The sequence below is a fragment of the Streptomyces sp. CLCI03 genome (genome assembly GCF_053615355.1).
On the sequence record NZ_CM132132.1, the window covers coordinates 3,343,359 to 3,362,526 of the forward strand.

Annotated in this window: 11 protein-coding genes and 1 pseudogene; 5 read left to right on the top strand and 7 right to left on the bottom strand. The window is 72.7% G+C overall.

All coding sequences use genetic code 11. The features are described 5' to 3' along the window. Window positions 1-15: 15 nt before the first annotated feature. The gene (locus ACWG52_RS15205) at window positions 16-300 is read left to right on the top strand and encodes a DUF7848 domain-containing protein (RefSeq protein ID WP_453128910.1); all 285 of its coding nucleotides are present in this window, start codon (window positions 16-18) and stop codon (window positions 298-300) included. A 172-nt stretch (window positions 301-472) separates the two neighbouring features. Beyond that, window positions 473-757 (top strand): annotated as a pseudogene (locus ACWG52_RS15210) (chorismate mutase); the annotation flags it as partial. A 273-nt stretch (window positions 758-1,030) separates the two neighbouring features. On the opposite strand, the gene ACWG52_RS15215 reads toward ACWG52_RS15210, so the two are convergent. From ACWG52_RS15215 to ACWG52_RS15245, 7 genes are all read right to left on the bottom strand, one after another. Further along, window positions 1,031-2,713, bottom strand: coding sequence for an LPXTG cell wall anchor domain-containing protein (locus tag ACWG52_RS15215; RefSeq protein WP_453128911.1), 1,683 nt, complete (start codon window positions 2,711-2,713; stop codon window positions 1,031-1,033). Window positions 2,714-2,879: 166 nt separating this feature from the next. Continuing rightward, window positions 2,880-4,652, bottom strand: a complete 1,773-nt coding sequence (locus ACWG52_RS15220; protein WP_390138886.1) for a GMC oxidoreductase — start codon at window positions 4,650-4,652, stop codon at window positions 2,880-2,882. Window positions 4,653-4,752: 100 nt separating this feature from the next. Then, window positions 4,753-6,384, bottom strand: a complete 1,632-nt coding sequence (locus ACWG52_RS15225) for a succinic semialdehyde dehydrogenase (protein ID WP_389807737.1) — start codon at window positions 6,382-6,384, stop codon at window positions 4,753-4,755. A 103-nt stretch (window positions 6,385-6,487) separates the two neighbouring features. Next, window positions 6,488-8,146 carry a serine/threonine-protein kinase gene (locus tag ACWG52_RS15230; RefSeq protein ID WP_389807739.1) on the bottom strand — a complete coding sequence of 553 codons (1,659 nt, stop codon included), beginning with the start codon at window positions 8,144-8,146 and terminating at the stop codon, window positions 6,488-6,490. A gap of 125 nt (window positions 8,147-8,271) precedes the next feature. Beyond that, window positions 8,272-10,800, bottom strand: coding sequence for a protein kinase (locus tag ACWG52_RS15235; protein WP_453128912.1), 2,529 nt, complete (start codon window positions 10,798-10,800; stop codon window positions 8,272-8,274). Between the two features lie 78 nt (window positions 10,801-10,878). After that, window positions 10,879-13,263, bottom strand: coding sequence for a protein kinase domain-containing protein (locus ACWG52_RS15240; protein WP_453128913.1), 2,385 nt, complete (start codon window positions 13,261-13,263; stop codon window positions 10,879-10,881). Window positions 13,264-13,493: 230 nt separating this feature from the next. Next, window positions 13,494-15,200 (bottom strand): glycerol-3-phosphate dehydrogenase/oxidase, encoded by a 1,707-nt coding sequence (locus tag ACWG52_RS15245; protein ID WP_389807748.1) that lies wholly within the window; start codon window positions 15,198-15,200, stop codon window positions 13,494-13,496. Window positions 15,201-15,430: 230 nt separating this feature from the next. On the opposite strand from ACWG52_RS15245, the gene ACWG52_RS15250 reads away from it, so the two are divergent. The 3 genes from ACWG52_RS15250 (at window position 15,431) to ACWG52_RS15260 (ending at window position 19,142) form a co-directional block, all read left to right on the top strand. Beyond that, window positions 15,431-16,660: a nucleotide sugar dehydrogenase gene (locus ACWG52_RS15250; protein WP_033219475.1), complete on the top strand. Its 1,230-nt coding sequence runs from the start codon at window positions 15,431-15,433 to the stop codon at window positions 16,658-16,660. A gap of 114 nt (window positions 16,661-16,774) precedes the next feature. Next, window positions 16,775-17,245 carry a hypothetical protein gene (locus ACWG52_RS15255; protein ID WP_389807751.1) on the top strand — a complete coding sequence of 157 codons (471 nt, stop codon included), beginning with the start codon at window positions 16,775-16,777 and terminating at the stop codon, window positions 17,243-17,245. A gap of 157 nt (window positions 17,246-17,402) precedes the next feature. Further along, window positions 17,403-19,142 (top strand): M16 family metallopeptidase, encoded by a 1,740-nt coding sequence (locus ACWG52_RS15260; protein WP_453128914.1) that lies wholly within the window; start codon window positions 17,403-17,405, stop codon window positions 19,140-19,142. The last annotated feature ends 26 nt before the right edge of the window (window positions 19,143-19,168 follow it).

Consider the following 19,168-nt stretch of genomic DNA (forward strand, 5'->3'; position numbering starts at 1 on the left):
CCGTGGGCGCAGCCGATGCTGAGGCCACGAGCCGTTCTCGGGTACGTCGCACACACCATCCGGCACGCGCCGGAAGGCGGCGTCACCTACGAGGCCTTCTGCATGGCGTACCGCTGCGGGGCCGAGTCCGGGCCGCAGGACGAGCAAGGAGCAGCGCAGGACTGGGCTCTGCGGCACACGGGGCGGACAGGCCACACCTTGTTCCGGCGCGTGTATACCGACCACGCGCGCGTCACGCAGGCCACTGAGCCGTCTCACCATCCGAACCCGCTTGGCAGGGAGTCGGGCGGAAGGCAATAATCCGGGATATGCGCAAGCAGCTGAGCTTCCTCTTTACCTATGGCACCGGTCGGTCCGGTCGCCATGGGTCCTCGTGATGCTCGCTTGAGCCACTGACTTCCCGAAGCGCCCCGGTCCGACAGGACCGGGGCGCTTCCGCGTTTCCGCTCCTGTCGGGACACCGCACGACACGACACGATCCACAGGAGAGAACACCATGAGCGTCACCACCACCCCCGAGCAGCTGATCGCCGACTCCCGTACGCGCATCGACGCCCTCGACGACCGGATCATCGGCCTGATCCAGGAGCGGATGGCCGTCTCGACGGTCATCCAGGACGCCCGGATCGCGTCCGGCGGGCGTCGCGTGCACCTGTCGCGCGAGATGGAGGTGCTCTCGCACTGGAGCGATGCGCTCGGAAAGCCCGGTACCGCCCTCGCCATGACCCTGCTGGAGCTGTGCCGGGGTCGCGTGTGACGGCTGTTCGTCACCCGTCCGGACCGTGACCGGCCCCGGGGCCCTTCGTTGGTGAGGATGTCCGCGTCAGCCAGCCGCGGGACCGCAACACCACGCGTGGATCCGCTGGAGCGATGAGACGCACGCCCCGTGGAGCGTGCGTCGTGGGACCTCGCTCCTTCGCGTGACCGGACGGCAGGGGACAGCAGCCCGGTCACCCCGTAAAGGACGGCCGGCCCTGGGGACGCCCCGGGCCGGCCGTTCTGCGTGCTCGCGCCTACGTGGCGTACGCGGTCAGGCGTGCCCGCCCGCCTTGCGGCGGAACGCCACGAACAGCCCGCCGCCGACGGCCAGGAGCACCGCGCCGCCGAGTGCGATCGCCTGGGCGGAGCTGCCGGTGGAGGCGAGGCCGCCGCCGTTGGTCGTGACACCCGTACCGGTGGCCGGGGTGGTCGGCGTCGCGGACGCGGTGGCCGTCGCGGAGCCGGTCGGGGTCGGCGAGGCCGTGGTGGTGCCGCTCGTGGTCGGGGTCGGGTTCGGCCCGGCGCCCTTCGCGTTGATCACGAGGGCCGCCGTGTCGTTGCCGTGGTTCGGGTCCCAGGGCTGGCCCGTGGTGCCCCGCGGCTTCTCCCGGCCGACCGTGATCGAGCCCTTGGCGTCCACCACGGCCTTCTCGATCTTCAGCTGGAACGGGTAGGCGAACGTCTCCTTCTCCCCGACGACATGGCCGGTGGTGCAGAAGTAGCGCGGCGCGCCCAGGGCCTGCTCGCGGTCGCTGCCGTCCGCGGCGACGCCCTTGCAGCCGGCCGGGACCTTCGTGACCCTGGCGCCCGCCGGGATCACGATGTCGGTCCGGGCGACGGCGTCACCGTGGCGCAGGTCGGCGACCCACGCGGGGCCGTTGTTGCGGAAGCCGAGGTCGACGTCGACCGTGTCACCGGCCTTGCCGGTGAGGGACACGCCCGTGGCCACCAGGTCGGCGGTGTTGCGCGTCGTGAAGTCGAACTCCTGGATGTTGTTCCACGGGTCGAGGTCGGGCGCCTGCTGGGCGGACCGGGCCGCGGCCTTGGGGGCCTTGGGGGCCTGCTTCGCCGCGGCCAGCTTGTTGCCGGCCGCGGACGCGCGGTTCTTCGCCACTGCCGCCTTGGGCTGCTCACCGGCCGCGTACACCGCGTAGGTCAGGCCGTCCATGAAGGCGTGCGGGGCGGCCTTGAGGGTCAGTGAGCCGTCGACGCCGTAGAGCGCGCCCGGCTCGTACTCGCCTTCCAGCAGGCACTGCACCGTGCTCCAGCCCGTGTTCCAGGGCCGGCCCGCCGTGTTGTCCTCGGAGTAGGAGCAGTTGTCGTACTGCTCGACCAGGTCGATGCCGTGCGTGGTGCGGATTTCGAGCACCACTCCGTCGACGGGGTCCGTGCCCTCGTTGGCGAAGATGATCGACAGGTTCTGCCGGTCGCCCGGCTTCTGCTCCGCCTTCAGCCTGGCCCGGTCCAGCACCAGGTCGGGGCCGCCGACGCGCACCTTGGTGGTGGCGGCCTTGAAGGTGGCGCCTTCCGCCGTGCCGGTGAGCGTCAGGTCCGCGGTCGCGCCGACCTTGCTGCCGTCGGCCGCGCTGAGGTCCAGCTTCACGACCGTACTCTCGCCCGTCCACAGCCCCCAGCGCCTGCAGGTCACGGTCGCGGCCGTGAGCGTGCAGTCCTTCTCCCGGCCCTTGGCGAGCGCCACGTCGGCGACGCCCTTGAGGGCGCCCAGGTCGATGGTGAAGGTGCTCGGGCGGTCGAACGTCTTGGTGGAGTCGTTGACGATCCGGAACTCCACCGAGCTCTTCTGCGGTTCACCGCTCTTCCCGGGGTGCGGGCGCAGGCCGATCCCGGCCGGTCCGGCCAGGGTGAAGACGGGGTCCGCGGCGTGGGCGGGAGTGATGGCCGCTCCCAGCGCCACGAGGGCGCCGGCGGCCAGCAGCGAGATGCGCTTTCTCATGCTGCCGTTGACTGTCGAACATCAGTCGCAGTTGCACACTTCACTGTGTGATCGACACCACAGCCCGGCACGGCGGATTCCGGTACAACCATCAAGGCTGAACATCTGTCACGTATGTACCGCGGTGGGTACCGCGCTCGGAGGGGGAGCGCGGTACCCACCGCTGTCAGACCGTCGGTTCCGGATCGCTCACCGGCCGGCGCGGCGGAACCTCCGGGACCGCCATGAACGGCAGCCGCAGCGCGCCGAAGGCCTCCTTCGGGACCGCCGGACGGATCGGCTCCACCGCCTCCAGACGGACGTACGCGGCTCCCTGCTCGGGGCGCGGGTCCCGCTCCCCCACGTTCGGCCAGTACGACATCGCCCGTTCCGCCTGCGCGGTGATCGTCAGCGACGGGTTCACCCCGAGGTTCGCGGAGACGGCCGCACCGTCCACCACCGAGATGCCCGGGTGCCCGTAGAGCCGGTGGTACGGGTCCACCACCCCCTCCTCGGGCGAGGCGCCGATCGGGCAGCCGCCCAGGAAGTGCGCGGTCAACGGGGTCCCCATCAGCTCGCCGATGTTGCTGCCCGGGAAGCCGTTGATCTCCTCGGCCAGCAGGGTCGCGGCCTGTGTGGCCTCCGCGATCTGGACCGGGTTCGGGGCGCCGTGGCCCTGACGGGCGGTGAGCAGGCCCTTCCCGATCCCGCCGGGCCTGCGGTAGGTGGTCAGCGAGTTGTCCAGCGACTGCATGACCAGGCCGATGATGGTCCGCTCCGACCAGCGCCGGTTGGACAGCGACCGGGCCAGCTGCACCGGGTGCCGCACGGTCCGGCCCAGCCAGGCACGGACCCGGTGTGCGCTGAGGGGGACCTGGAGGACGGTCATGAACCCCATGGCGTTGGAGCCCTTGCCGTAGCGGACGGGCTCGATGTGGGTGTCGGCGTTGGGGTGCACGGAGGAGGTGATCGCCACGCCCCGGGTGAAGTCGGCCCGGCGCTCGCCCCCGTGCAGTGTGCGGTAGCGGCGGTCGTCGGTCTGTGCGCCGACCAGACCCTCGGAGTTGGTGCGGGTCAGCTCCCCGAGCCGGTGCGACAGACGCGGGAGCTCGCCGCGGTCCTTCATCGTGTGCAGCAGGGTCTGGGTTCCGTACGTGCCCGCCGCGACGACCACGTACCGGGCGCGCAGGACCTTCGCCCGGCCGCGCCGTCGGCCGTCGGTGGGGACGGTGCGGACGCGGTAGCCGCCCTCGGGGTGGTCGGAGAGCGCAGTGACGGTGGTCATCGGGTGGATGACGGCGCCGGCGCGCTCGGCGAGGTACAGGTAGTTCTCGTTCAGGGTGTTCTTCGCACCGTGCCGGCAGCCGGTCATGCACTCGCCGCACTCCGTGCAGGCCTTGCGGGCGGGGCCCGCGCCGCCGAAGTACGGGTCGGGGACCTCGTCCCCGGGCCGGACCTTCGGCCGCCCGTCGGCGTCGTCGCCGTCCCCGAAGAAGACGCCGACCGGGGCCATGTGGAAGGAGTCCCCGACGCCCATCTTCTCGGCGGCCGCCTTGAGGTGGACGTCGGAGGGGGTCATGGTCGGGTTGAGGCGCACCCCGAGCATCCGCTTGGCCTGCTCGTAGTAGGGGGCGAGCTCGCCCCGCCAGTCGGTGATGGAGGCCCACTGCCGGTCCTCGAAGAAGGCGGTGGGCGGCACGTACAGCGTGTTGGCGTAGTTGAGGGAGCCGCCGCCGACGCCGGCGCCCGCGAGCACCATCACGTTGCCGAGCAGGTGGATCCGCTGGATCCCGTACAGCCCGAGGGCCGGGGCCCACAGGTAGTTGCGCAGGTCCCAGCTGTTCTTCGGCAGGCTCTCGCGGGTGAAGCGGCGTCCGGCCTCCAGGACGCCGACGCGATAGCCCTTCTCGGTCAGGCGCAGCGCCGAGACCGATCCGCCGAAGCCCGACCCGATGACGATGACGTCGTAGTCGTACGACCCGGACCCGGTTTCGGACGCAGAGGAGTCGGAAGACGCTGAAGACGCTGAAGACGCTGAAGACGCGGACACGGTGCTCCCCTTAGCGGAGTCGGAGGGCCTTCATGACCTGGAGGCTGCGGGTCATGAACGCCGCGTACTTCTCGTCGTCCATGCCCAGCGAGGGGGCCATCGGGAGCAGCCGCTGGTGGGCGACCGTCTGGGCCTCGGTGTACTTGAGGATGCCCTCGGAGCCGTGGCGGCGGCCGAGGCCGGAGTCCTTCATGCCGCCCATGGGCGCCTGGGCGCTTCCGTAGGCGGGGGCGTAGCCCTCGTTGATGTTGACGGTGCCGGTGCGCAGGCGGGCGGCGACGGCGTGACCGCGGCGGGAGTCCTTGGTCCAGACGCTGGAGTTCAGGCCGTAGGCGGTGGCGTTGGCCTCGGCGATCGCCTGGTCCTCGTCGGTGAAGCGGTAGATGGAGACGACCGGTCCGAAGGTCTCCTCGCCGCACACCGCCATGGGGGCCTCGACTCCGTCGAGGATGGTGGGCTCGTAGAAGAGCGGGCCGATGTCGGGGCGGGCGGTGCCGCCGGCGACGAGGGTGGCGCCCTTGGCGACGGCTTCGTCCACGTGCCGCTGTACGGTCTCCAGCTGCCGCTCGCCGACGAGGGAGCCCATGTCGGCGCCGTACGCGAGGGAGGCGCCGAGCCGCATGGCCTTCGTACGGGCGGCGAAGCGCTCGACGAAGGCGTCGGCGATCGAGGCGTGGACGTAGAGCCGCTCGATGGAGATGCAGAGCTGGCCGGCGGAGGAGAAGCAGGCGCGGACGGCGCCGGCTGCGGCCTTCTCGATGTCGGCGTCGTGCAGCACGAGCATGGCGTTCTTGCCGCCGAGTTCGAGGGAGACCCCGACGAGGCGGTCGGCCGCGCCCCGGGCGACCTCGCGGCCGGTGCGGGTGGAGCCGGTGAAGGAGACGTAGTCCGCGTGCCGGACCACCTCGGGGCCGACGACGGGGCCCTCGCCGAGCACGATCTGGAAGACCTCGGCGGGCAGTCCGGCCTCGATCAGCAGGTCGCGGGCCCACAGGGCGGTCAGCGCGGTCTCGGTGTCGGGCTTCATGACCAGCGCGTTGCCGGAGACGAAGGCGGGCAGGGCGTCACCGACCGACAGTTCGAGGGGGTAGTTCCAGGGGGCGATCTGGCCGACGACCCCGCGCGGCTGGCGCAGCTCGGTGACCTTGGTGAGGGTGGGCATGGCGCCCGTGTGGCCCTTGGGGCGCAGGTACGAGGGTGCCTTGCGGCCGTAGTGACGGGCCGAGACGGCGACCGCCTGGACCTCCTCGTGCGCGTGCAGGCGGGCCTTGCCGGTCTCCAGCTGGATCAGGTCGAGGATCTCGGCCTGGCGGGCGAGGACCAGGTCGTGGAAGCGCAGCAGGACGGCCGCGCGCCGGCGGGCGGGGACCGCCGCCCAGGCGGGCTGGGCGGCGCGGGCCCGCTCGAAGGCCTCGGCCACGTCCTCGGGGGTGGCCTCCGGGAGCTCCGCCAGCCGGTCCCCGGTGAAGGGGGTGTGGTTGGCGGTGCGGCCGGATCCGATCACTCCGCGGGTCAGCCGGGCGACCAGGTCGGGGGTCACCACATCGGCGGCGGTGCGGGCACCGGCCGGGGCCGGGGCGACCGGGTTGGTGGGCTCCGGTGCGGTCCGGAGGGGGGCGGCGGGGGCCTGCGAGTCCGTCATGCCGGTGAGCGTATTGCGCCCGACAGCCTTTGGGTACCCGCCGGTAACCGGATTTTGTCATTTCCGCCAGCGATCGCTGGCAAGATGCCCGGATCGGTGGCGATCAGGACTTCTTGGCGGGCGGCTCCCAGCCGCTGAGCACGACGTCGAACTGCTGCTCGGTCGTGGCCCAGCTCGCGATCGGGCTGGAGATGTAGATCGCGTACTCCGTGCCGTCCGGTGCGATGTACATCTGCTCCTTGGCGCGGCGCGGGCCGGGGTGGTTCTGCTTCTCCGTATAGGTGAAGTCCCAGAGCGCGGCCCGGGTGCTGTCCCGGAAGGTGTTCTGGTTCAGCCGCACCTTCTTGTAGTCCGTCCGCAGGGACACCTGCTTCTCCAGGTCGAGCAGGTGCGCGAGCGGGTCCCGGTAGTCCGGGGTGGGGTCGGCGGCGATCCGGACGAAGTGCTTGCCGTCGTCCGGGGTGTAGTCGATCTGGTCGCCGTTCGCCTTGCGCGTCCAGCCCTCCGGGACGAACAGGGTGAAACCGGCGAGGGGGTCGACGACCTTCTTGTAGCCGGCCGGCGGGGGTGCCGTCTGCGGCTTCCCGTCGTCGCCCGACTGTCCGCCGGTCGAGGAGGCGACCTTGTCCGGGTCACCCTCCTTGCCCTGGTCCCCGGTGTACTTGAGCACCCCGAACACCCCGCCCCCGCCGAGCAGCGCCGCCACCAGGGCCACGACCACGGCACGCCCGCCCCAGCCCCGGGCCGGGCCGGCCGAGGAAGCCGGCGTCGCCACCGTCGCCGCCGTGGGCGGGCGGGTGGGGGGCTCCGGCAGCGCGGTCGTCGGCCCGACCTCGCCCTGCGGCGCCGGCGCCTCGGCCGGCTGCTGCGCCGGGGCGAGTTCCTCCGAGGTCACCGCACGGGTGGGCACGTACGCCTGCGCGGCCTTCGGCTCGCGGCCCTCCATCGCCTCCAGCAGCATCCGCTCGGCCTCCGCGGCCGAGGGGCGCTCCGTCGGGTCCTTGCGCAGCAGGGCGGTGATGACCGGTCCGAGCGCCCCGGCCTGGCGCAGCGCCGGCGGCTCGTCGTTGACCACGGCCTGCAGGCTGGAGATCGGTGAGGTGCGACGGAACGGCGAACGGGCCTCCACCGCCGTGAAGAGGGTGGCACCGAGCGACCACAGGTCCGAGGACGGGTCGGGGTGCCCGCCGGTGACGCGCTCGGGAGCCAGGTAGTCGATGGAGCCGACGATCTCGCCGGTGCGCGTGATCGACGAGTCGCCCTCGATCGCGGCGATCCCGAAGTCCGTGAGCAGCACCCGGCCGTCCTTGGCCAGGAGTACGTTGCCCGGCTTCACGTCGCGGTGCAGTACGCCGACCGCGTGCGCGGCGCGCAGCGCGCCCAGCACGTGCAGCCCGATCCGGGCCGCCTCGCGGGGCTCGATCCGCCCGGCGGCCTTGGCCGCGTCCGCGAGGGAGGGCCCGTCGATGTACTCCATGACGATCCACGGCCGGTCGTCGTGTTCGAGGACGTCGTGGACGGTGACGACCGCCGGGTGCTGGATCCGGGCCGCGGCCCGGGCCTCCTTCTGCGTCCGGGCGTGCATGACGTCCCGGTCGGCCTGGGCCACGTACAGACCCGCCGTCAGTTCCTTGACGGCGACGGTCCTGTGGAGCAGCTCGTCATGCGCACGCCACACCTTGCCCATGCCGCCCCGGCCGATCGGCTCGACGAGCCGGTACCGGCCCGCCAGCACGTCGCCCCCACCTGTCTGCTGTTCCACGAAATCCCGCCGCTCTCTGCACTTCAGGTCAGATTACGGAGCCCGGAGGGGCTGCCGGAACCGCCCGGGCGCCGAAAGACGGCACTGTGACGCAATCGCCGTACTGATCAGTCGTCAGTATCCGCTCAACCGCCCGCCTTGTAACTCGCCGTGGCCTTTTCGAAGACTTCGGTGACCTTGGTCTGTTCGTCCTCCGGACCGGTGACGAGGACGACGTGGTAACTGCCACCCAACGCCACCACGTAGTTGCGGGCGAAGACGTTGCGACCGGTGCCGTCGATCCACGTGTACCGGCCCGTCGCGCGCAGTTGCTGACCCACCTTGGTGGTCTTCACATCGCCGACGGTCGACCAGGTGGAGGTCCGGTACGGGGTCAGTTCCGGCTCCTTGTCCTTCTGGTAGGCCGCCGGGTCCGGATTGCCCTGGACCTTGTCGCGGCCGGGGACGACGGTCAGCACGAACTGCCCGTCGGTGTACCGGACCTGACCGGACTCATTGATTCCGCGACGCTCCCAGCCGTTGGGCACGGCGATCTCGAAGTGCTCCGGGTCCTGTTGGGTCGTGTACCCGGCCGGGGCGGGGGCCGGGGCGACCTGCGATTCGACGGGCGCGGTGGTCTGCGGGGCGGGCTTGGACTCGGGCGTGCCCGTGGGGACCTGGGAGGGGCTCGGCTTCGCCGGTGCCTGCGAGGTGCCGCCCTGGGTGGCGCCCGCGGGGTCCTGATCTGCGGCCCGCGGCATGAACAGCATCGCGTACGCCACCGCGCCGGCGAAGAGGGTCAGGATCCCGACGAGCAGGATCCGGCCGAGGGCGCGCGGCTTGCGCGGGGCCGAGGGGTTGCGGTGCCGCCCGTGGACCTCACCGCGGCGGCGTACGACGGGCAGCCGCGCCGGATCCGGCTCCGGCATCGGAAGCATCCCGAACCCGGCGTCGGGCTCGGGCGCGGACCGTACGAGCGAGCGCAGCCAGCCGCGCAGCTCCTCGAAGTCGGGCCGCTCGGTGGGGTCCTGGCGCAGCAGCGACTCCACGACCGGCCGCAGCGCCCCGCACTCCTCGGCGAAGGCGGGCGGCTCCGCGCACACCATCTCGACCAGCTCGGCGACGTTGTCCTCCGGGTACGGGGCGTGCCCCTGGACGGCGCGGTAGAGCAGCGCGCCGAGCGCCCACAGGTCGGTGGCGGGGCCGACGGGGGCGGCGAGCTGCCAGTGCCCGTGCACGGGGCCGGCCTGCTCCGGGGCCCACCGCTCGGTGACGGCGCCGACGACGGCCATCCGGGTCTGCCGCGCGCGCTCGGCGTCCAGACCGGTCCGGGGGCCGGACCGGCCGGTACCGGCGTCGAAACCGCTGGGCTGCGGCTGGTCGGAGGCGGCCCGGTTCGGCTCCTCGGCCTGCCGATAGCCCTGGGGCAGGGCGATCCGGGCGGGCAGGGCGGGGCGCTCGGACCGCGCCTGCGGGGGCTCCGGATCCGGGTGCGGTTGCAGGTGCGGTTCCGGGTGCGGCTGGACCGTGGCGTACGGCGGCAGGGGTGCGGGGGCCGGCTCCGGATCCGGCTCCGGCTCGGGAGCGGCCGCGGGCAGCTCCGCCCGGCGGGGGGTCGCGCCGTGCCAGGGGGCGGTGGCGCCGGTCTCCGGGCCGCCGTACGGGTACGAGTACCCCTGCGGGAGGGTCGATCCCGCGGGCCGGCGCTCCGGCGAGCCGCCGGACTCGACCTCGCCGGCCGTCCCGGCGCGGCGCTGCTCCTCGACCACCCGGGCCGCGGCCGCCCGCGCCCCGGCCCGGTATGCGGCGACGACCCCGGCCCGCGCGGCCGCCTGGAGTTCGGGGTGGTCCTGCGGGCGATCGGGGGTGATGTGATCGGTGTACCGCGGACCGGTGTCGTAACCGGGGGCCACGAGCGGCGCGTACGTGACCTCCACCGGTCCGGCGGCGGGCGGCGTCGGGTCCGGGAAGGGGACCGGGGCGGGACGCGGCGGCGGGACCGGCGGGGACACGGCGATCGGGGGCGCCGTCGGGACCGGGGCGGAGGTGGGGGCGGGGGCCGGGGCGGTACCCCACCCCGCGCCGCCGCCGGTGTCCTCGGCGCTCGGGACGGGGTCGTACCCGCACAGGGCCTCCTCCGCCGCGCCCGCCGCGAGGCCCGTCAGCACGACGCGACCGTCCTCGCACACCAACACCGTCCGGACGGTGATGTTCCGGTGCGTCCAGCCGTGCGCGTGCAGCACCCGCAGCGCGGTGAGCACGTCCGAGGCCACCTCGGCGGCCCGGTAGGGGCTCAGGGGTTCATCGGCTATCAGCGCGGCCAGCGGCCTGGCCGGGACGAGTTCGCTCACTATCCACAGCGAGTCGCCCTCGGCGAACACGTCGAAGACCTGGTCCAACCGCGGATGGTCCGGGATCGAAGCGGCCGCCTGCGCCGCCTCGATGGCGCGGCGCACGGCCGGCAGATCGGCGGGCGAGCGGCGCGCCGCAGGCACGGCCCGCGGCCCGTCCAACAGCTCTGCGTCCACGACCTCCGGCAACGGCACCTGCCGCACGAGGACTTCCTGCCCGCTGCGGGTGTCGAAGGCGCGGGTCTCTATCAGTTCGTACTCGTCGGACGGCGGCAGCGGCAGGCGGTAGCGGCCGGCCAGGATCCGGCCCGCGTACTCCTCCACATCGCCTCCCCCGAGTGCGGCGGGCTCCCCATGGCCCCTCCGACACGATACGTCGCCAGGGCCGCCCGCGTCCCGAGGTCAGCCGAGCGGCTGGAAGGTCTCGAAGGCGACGTTGCGCATCTGGGTGCACTCCGGGCCGTCCCACTGGTCGGCGGCGCAGCTGATCATGATGGCGTAGCCGTGCGTCGCGTCCAGCTTGAACCCGCGGTTGAGCACCCGGACCTTGATGCCCTTCTGCTCGCGCTCGAACTCCCAGTCGGCGACGGTCGGGTAGCCCCGGTAGTCCACCGTGTCGATGCGGATCTGCCGGTAGTTCGTGCTGCTGCCCGCCACCGCGGAGACCGACTTGGCCCAGGCGAGGCGCGCGTCGTCGCCCGGCTTGTCGGTGTAGTCGACCTGGATCCGCGGGAATCCGCCGTCACGGCTGTATATGGCGCCGGAGTTCTCACCGGCCGTGCCCGTCTGCCTGAAGCCCTCGGGCATCGCCATGGTGAAGTGGAAGCCAAAATTCCGCTCGGTGAAGAAGCCTGCCGGGAGAGCGCCGCCGGCGCCGCCGGACGTGGCGCCCTGACCCTGACTCGCGGCCGGGGTCTGCTGCTGCCCGCCGGTGCCGGTACCGGCGCCCGTGCCCCCGTTCGCACCGGTACCCGCGGTGCCGTTGGCGTTGCCGCCGTTCTCACCGGTGTTCCCGGAGGGCTTCGGGGAGGCGCCCCCGCTCCCGCCGCCGGCGCCCGGGTCCTTCGGGGCCGAAGCCGCCGGGGAGGGCTTGCCGTTGCCGCCCTTGCTCTCGTCCTTGGTCTTCGTGTCGTCGTCGCTGAAGGCGTAGGCGATGAGGGAGCCGACGACCGCCAGAACCACGACCAGGGCCGCCGCCGCGAGCACGATGGTGCGTCGCTGCATGACGTCCGTGAGCGGGGCCTTGACGGGGGACGGCTTGGACGTCGGCGGCTCCGCGGCGGAGACGGCCGTGGTGGCGGCCGCGGCCGTCGCCGCCTTGCGGGCGGCCTTCAGCGCGGCGCGGGCACGTTCGCGCTGCTCGCGCTCGCGCCGCTCGCGTTCCTTCTTCGCCGCGCGCTCGGCCGCCTTCTCCGCCTTGTCGGCGGCGGCCTTCTCGACGGCCTCCTTGGCGTCGGCCAGCGAGATCTGCCGGGTCTCCTCGGCCGTCGGAGTCACCACGGGGGCCGGCGCGGGCTCGGGTGCCGCGAGGACGGCGCCCAGCATCGCCCGGGTGCGGGCGTCGTCGAGCCGGTGGGTGGGGTCCTTGGCCAGCAGGCCGTAGATGACCTCGGTCAGCGGACCCGCGTTCTTCGGCGGCTCCACCGGCTCGGTCATCACCGCGGTGAGGGTGGCGAGCGCGGACCCCTTGTCGTACGGGGGCACTCCCTCGACGCAGGCGTACAGCAGGCCGCCGAGCGACCACATGTCGGCGGGCGGGCCGGGCTTGTGACCGCGGGCGCGCTCGGGGGAGATGTAGGAGGGCGCGCCGACGAGCATGCCGGTGGAGGTGACGGAGGGGTCGCCCTCGACCTGGGCGATGCCGAAGTCGGTGAGGACGACGCGGCCGTTGCCGGCGATGAGGACGTTGGACGGCTTCACGTCGCGGTGCAGGATGCCCTGGCCGTGGGCGGCGCGCAGCACGTCGAGCACCGCGAGGCCGACCTCGGCCGCGCGGTGCGGGGTCAGGTGGCCGTTCTCGCGTATGAACTCGGCGAGCGAGGGGCCCTCGATGAGCTCCATGACGATCCACGGCCGACCGTCCTCGTCGACGACGTCGTAGACGGTGACGGCTCCGCCGCTGCGGATCCGGGCGATGGCCTTGGCCTCGCGCAGGGTACGGGTGATGAGGCGTCGCTTCTCGTCCTCGTCGACCCCGGTGCTGAAGCGGAGTTCCTTGACGGCGACGGTCCGGCCCAGGGTCTCGTCCTGGGCCCGCCAGACGGTGCCCATCCCGCCCTTGCCGAGCACCGCGCTCAACCGGTACCGCCCGGCCAGCAGGCGTCCCTCGTCCTGTCCGCCCTCGGCGGCCTTGGCCGCGGCGGCCTTGACGGCGGCGGCCATGGCGTCGGCCTTCTCGACGACGGGGTTGGACTTCGTCGCCGGCTTGACCTCGGGCTTGGACGCGGGCTTCGCCGGTGCGGGCTCCGCCGCTGCCGACCCGTCGGACTTGCCCAACGCGACCTTCGCCGCGGGCGCGTCGGCGGACACGGCATCGGCGGACTTCGCCCCCACCTCCGCCTTGCCCGACCTCGACTTCGCCGACGCGGCATCAGGCTTCGCCTCTGCGGACTTCGCCTCGGCGGGCTTCACGTCCGCGGGCTCGGCATCCGCCGCGGCGTCGGTGGCGCGCTCCTCGGCGCCCGACTCGGCCGCCCGGCTCGGCTCCGACTTCACCGCCGCGGGCGCGTCGGTGTCCGTGGGCTTCGCCGCAGGCGGCCCGGCAGGCGAGCCCGTCCCGGAAGGCACGCGGCCAGCCGAAGACTTTGCACTGTCAGGCTGCGCCGCAGGCGACTCGGTGTGCTCCGGCTTCGACATGCGTCCCCTCTGCGATCGTGCCGCTGCTCCGCCTGCCCCAGCGGCTGAGCGACCCGGCGGCCGGGGCTCGCGATAACCCGCCCCGGCAGAACCCTCATTCTTCCTCACTCCGCAACGGACGGGCGCCCCGGGTCTACGGTTCCCCCCTCCGCGTCCCGGAGTTACAACGGAACGATGTCCGGCGCCCCCAGCCGCGCCGCGTCCGCCGTCTGGTCGTCCGGCTGGCGCTGCGATTCCCGCTCCGCCTGGACCCGCTTCTCGTAGTGCTCCACTTCCTTCTCGATCTGCTGCTTGTCCCACCCCAGCACCGGAGCCATCAACTCCGCGCATTCCCGCGCCGACCGCGTCCCCCGGTCGAAGGTCTCGATGGAGATCCGGGTCCGCCGCGTCAGGACGTCGTCCAGGTGCCGGGCTCCCTCGTGCGAGGCCGCGTACACGATTTCCGCCCGCAGGTAGTCGTCCGCCCCGGACACCGGTTCCCGCAGTCCCGGGTCGGCGGCCATCAGGTCCAGCAGTTCCTCCGTCAGCGACCCGAAGCGGTTCAACAGGTGTTCCACCCGCACCACATGAAGCCCCGTCCGGGCCGCGATCCGCGCCCGCCCGTTCCACAGCGCCCGGTATCCCTCCGCCCCCACCAGCGGCACGTCCTCCGTCACGCAGTCGGCCACCCGCTGGTCCAGGCCGTGCACGGCCTCGTCGACCGCGTCCTTCGCCATGACCCGGTACGTCGTGTACTTGCCGCCGGCGACCACCACCAGCCCCGGCACCGGGTGCGCCACCGTGTGCTCGCGCGACAGCTTGCTCGTCGCGTCCGACTCCCCGGCCAGCAGCGGCCGCAGGCCCGCGTACACGCCTTGGACGTCGTCACGTGTGAGCGGCACGGCCAGCACCGAGTTCACGTGCTCCAGGAGGTAGTCGATGTCCGCGCTCGACGCCGCCGGGTGCGCCTTGTCCAGGTCCCAGTCGGTGTCCGTGGTCCCCACGATCCAGTGCCGACCCCACGGGATGACGAACAGCACCGACTTCTCGGTCCGCAGGATCAGCCCGGTGCTCGAATGGATCCGATCCTTCGGTACGACCAGATGGATGCCCTTCGAGGCCCGCACGTGGAACTGGCCGCGCTCCCCGATCAGCGCCTGGGTGTCGTCCGTCCACACCCCCGTCGCGTTCACGACCTGCTTCGCGCGGATCTCGTACTCGCCTCCGCCCTCCACATCGCGCACCCGTGCGCCGACGACCCGTTCGCCCTCACGCAGGAAGCCGATGACCCTCGCCCGATTGGCGCAGTGCGCCCCGTACGCGGCGGCCGTCCGCACGAGCGTGGCGACGTAGCGCGCGTCGTCCATCTGGGCGTCGTAGTACTGCAGGGCTCCCACCAGCGCGTCCTTACGGAGCGCCGGCGCCACCCGCAGCGCACGCCCCCGCGACAGGTGCCGGTGCACGGGCAGGCCGCGGCCGTGGCCGCTGGAGACCGACATCGCGTCGTACAGCGCGACGCCCGAACCGGCGTAGAGCCGCTCCCAGCCCTTGTGCTGCAGCGGGTACAGGAAGGGCACGGGCTTGACCAGGTGCGGGGCGAGACGTTCCAGGAGCAGGCCGCGCTCCTTCAGCGCCTCGCGCACGAGGGCGAAGTCGAGCATCTCCAGATACCGCAGGCCGCCGTGGATCAGCTTGCTGGAGCGGCTGGAGGTGCCGGAGGCCCAGTCCCGCGCCTCCACCAGGCCGGTCGACAGGCCGCGTGTCACGGCGTCGAGCGCGGTGCCGGCGCCCACCACGCCCGCGCCCACCACCAGCACGTCCAGTTCCCGCTCGGCCATCCGGCCGAGGGCCTCGGCCCGCTGCACCGGCCCCAGTGTCGCTGTCCTCACGGCTGCCTCCCGTTTGGTGCGGATGAGATCCCGCTCACATGCCCCGTTCCACGATTCTGACCGCACGCACCCACATCAGCCACCGCCTGTGGACAACACAACGGTGGCGTTCACTCCGGAATGCCACATATCTGTCATATATACGCCTAGTCTGACATTGCGCCAGCTCCCGTGTCCCCCGGAGAACTTGCGCGGCAGCCCCCTCATGTCAGGGAAGGGACGGCACCCCCATGCCCGCAGACCTCGCCGTCATCGGACTCGGCCATCTCGGCCTCCCACTCGCCCAGGCGGCCGTCGCCGCCGGAATCGAGACGGTCGGCTACGACAGCGGTCCGGTCACGGACTCCACCCTCACCGCCGCCGAGATCCGCCGCATGTCGGCGGCCGGCTTCCGGATCACCACCAACCCCGCCGAGCTCGGCCGGGTCCGCACGGCCGTCATCTGCGCCCCCACCCAGCTCGGAGCGGACCGCGCACTGGACCTCTCCGCCGTCGGCGAGGCCGGCCGCGCGCTCGCCGCCCGGCTGCGCCCCCACACCACCGTGATCCTCGAATCCGCCGCCCACCCCGGCGTCACCGAGGACTACCTCCGCCCGATCCTCGAAGCCGGCTCCGGGCTGCGGGCGGGCCGGGACTTCCACCTGGCCTACTCCCCCAGCCGCCTCGACCCGGGCAACCGCACCCACGGCATCTCCAACACCCCCAAGGTGATCGGCGGCCTCACCCCGGCGTGCACCGAGTCCGCGCACGCCTTCTACGCCCGCCTCACCGAGAAGGTGGTCCGCGCCCGCGGCCTGCGCGAGGCCGAGACCGTACAGCTCCTCGAAACGAACTACCGCCACGTCAACATCGCCCTCATGAACGAGATGGCGGTGCTCTGCCACGACCTCGGCGTCGACCTGTGGGACGTCATCCGCTGCGCCGAGACCAAGCCGTACGGATTCCAGGCGTTCCGCCCCGGTCCCGGCGTCGGCGGCCACGGCGTCCCGCTCGACCCGAACTACCTCCCCCACACCACCCGCACCCCCGGCCACCCCCTGCGCATGGTCGGACTGGCCCAGGAGATCAACAACCGGATGCCGCAGTACGTCATCCAGCGCTCGGCCACCCTGCTGAACGAGCACGGCAAATCCGCCCGCGGGGCCCGCGTCCTGCTCCTCGGCGTCACCTACAAGCCCGACCTGGCCGACCAGGAGGGCTCCCCGGCCCGCGAGATCGCCAGCCGCCTGATCGACCTGGGCGCGCTGATCAGCTACCACGACCCGTACATCACGGGCTGGCGGGTCCGGGACCGTCCGGTCCCCCGGGCCGAGTCGCTGTACGAGGCCGCCGCGAACGCGGACCTGACGATCCTGCTCCAGCACCACCGCACCTACGACCTGCAAGGACTCGCCGTGAAGGCCCAGCTGCTCCTGGACACCCGCGGCGCCAGCCCGGTGGGGGCGGCCCACCGGCTCTGAGCTCCGGGAAATCCCCCGACAGATGTCCGGGGCTGCTGCTAGCCTGCGGCGTCACTTATCCCGCACTTACGTCCGATGGACAGTTGTGCGTGCGTTTCCCTGGGGGGATCTTCCATGAGCCAGAACTTCACGCCGCCCGCGCCAAATTCCTACTCCCCGGTCGCCGCCCCGGCCCCGGCCCGCCGCGGTAACTTCGGCCTGGCGGTCCTCGCGGCCGCGGGCACGGCCCTCGTCGCGGGCGCCGCCTACGGCGGCATCATGAGTGCGATCTCGTTCCAGATCGGCTACCTGGCCGCAGGCGTCGGCCTCGCGGTCGCCCTCGTCGCCGTCCGCCTCGGTGGCCGCAACCCCGTCCTCCCGGTCCTGAGCGCCGTGCTGGCGCTCGCCGGCGTGTACGTCGGCTACGTCCTGGACGTGGCCCTCTACGTGTCCGAGCACGAAGGGATTCCGGTCTCCGAGCTGCTCACCACCGAACTCGTGAAGCTGAACCGGTTCTACATCGACAACATCGACCCGATCTCGATCCTGTTCTACGCGATCGGCGCATACGCCGCCTTCCAGACGGCCCGGAAGGCCGGCCACTGAGGCACCGGCCGCCGACGAGGCGCTGAGCAGGCACGACGGGCCCGGAAGTGCGCAGCCGCGTCGGCGGGACGGCTCCATCGGGACCGGCGATCACGAGACCCGGTTCGTCCGCCTTCGCAAGACCGCCCTCGCCTAGGGCTGAGGGGATCGCACCGAGATGGACATCGACGCCACCGCCCCCGAGACGACGACCGACGACGACGGGGTCACCACGACCGTCGTGAACGGCATCCGCACCGTCCTCGCCCCCCGCTCCGGCCCGCTCACCGCCGGCCTGCTCTTCCGCGTGGGCCGCGCCGACGAGACGCTGGCCACCAGCGGGATCACCCACCTGGTCGAGCACCTCGCCCTCCACCGGCACGGCCTGGGCGACCTGCACTACAACGGTGCCACCGCCGTCACCTCCACCCACTTCCACGTCCAGGGCTCGCCCGCCGACGTGGTCGAGTACCTGAACGGCGTCTGCGCCGCCCTGCGCGACCTCCCGATGGACCGGCTCGACACCGAGAAGGGGATCCTGCGCACCGAGGCCGCCGGTAGGGGCTCCGGACCGGGACACGCCTCGGCCCTGTGGCGCTACGGATCCCGTTCCTTCGGGCTCACCGGCTACGCCGAACTCGGCCTGCAGGGAATCACGGCGGACGATGTCCGCGCCTGGGCGCAGACCCGGTTCACCGCCGAGAACGCCGTCCTGTGGATCACCGGCGACACCGTCCCCGAGGGCCTCGACCTCACGCTCCCCACCGGCGCCTGGCATCCGACCCCCGAGGCCACCTCGGCCCTGCCGGCCACCCCCGCGTGGTTCTCCGGCGAGGACGGCGCCCTCGTCCTCACCTCGGTCGTGCCCCGGTCCACCGCGGCGAGCCTCTTCGCCGACGTGCTGGGCAAGGAGCTGTTCCGTGCCCTGCGCCAGAAGGGCGGCTACTCCTACACCGCCGCCGCCGAGTACGCGCCGCGCGACACCGACTCCGCCACCGTCGTCGTCTACGCCGACGCCCTCCCTCAGAAGCAGGACGCGATGGTCGGCGCCTTCGTCGACGTCCTCGCGAAGCTGCGGGCGGGCCGGATCGAACAGGCGGACCTGGACTCCGTACGGACCTCCGCTCTGGCGCAGTTCGACCTGCCCGAGCTCGCTGCGGCCATGCTCCCGGCGCGCGCCATGAACCTGCTGCTGCGCCACCACCACCTCACCGTCGCCGAGGCGAAGGCCGAGCTGGAGGCGGTGACCGTGAGCGACCTCCACCAGGTGGCCCTGGCCGTGTGGGCCGACGCGCTGGTGCAGGTGCCCGGCCGCGGCCTGGACTGGGCGGGGCTCGCGCCCGCGCCCGCCGAATCCGCGGAGGTCGTCGGCGGCCTGCGCCACCCGGCGGTGGCTGACTCCGGCGGTCTGCTGCGCCTGGCGGAGGACGGCATCAGCCAGGTCGCGCCGGGTCGGCGAGCCACGGTCCGATACACCGAATGCTCCCTGATGCAGGTCTTCCCGGACGGCGCCCGCCACCTGATCGGCCACGACGGTTTCGCCGTGGCCGTCGAGCCGACCCTCTACCACCGGATCACCCCCGCCGAACTGGCGGCGATCGACGCGGCCGTCCCGCCCTCGGTGGTGGTCAGCATGCCGCCCCGCGACCCGTCGCGGATCCCGCAGCCCGCCGAACCCCGGCCGGCGGCCGCTCCCGCCGTGCGCTCGGTCTGGTTCACCGTGCTGCTGTGGGTGCTCGGCGTGCCCGGGCTGCTCATCGGCGGGTCGGTGCTCCTGACGGGCTACGTGGTGAGCGACGACCACTACCGCGTACCCGAGGACAGCGCGCGGCAGTTGTTCCCCTGGCTGCTCCTCGCGGGTGTCTTCCTCATCCCGTGGGGCATCTGTCTGGATCGCCGGCGCAAGGGCAAGAACTGACGCGCGGAACGCCGAAGGGCCGGCTC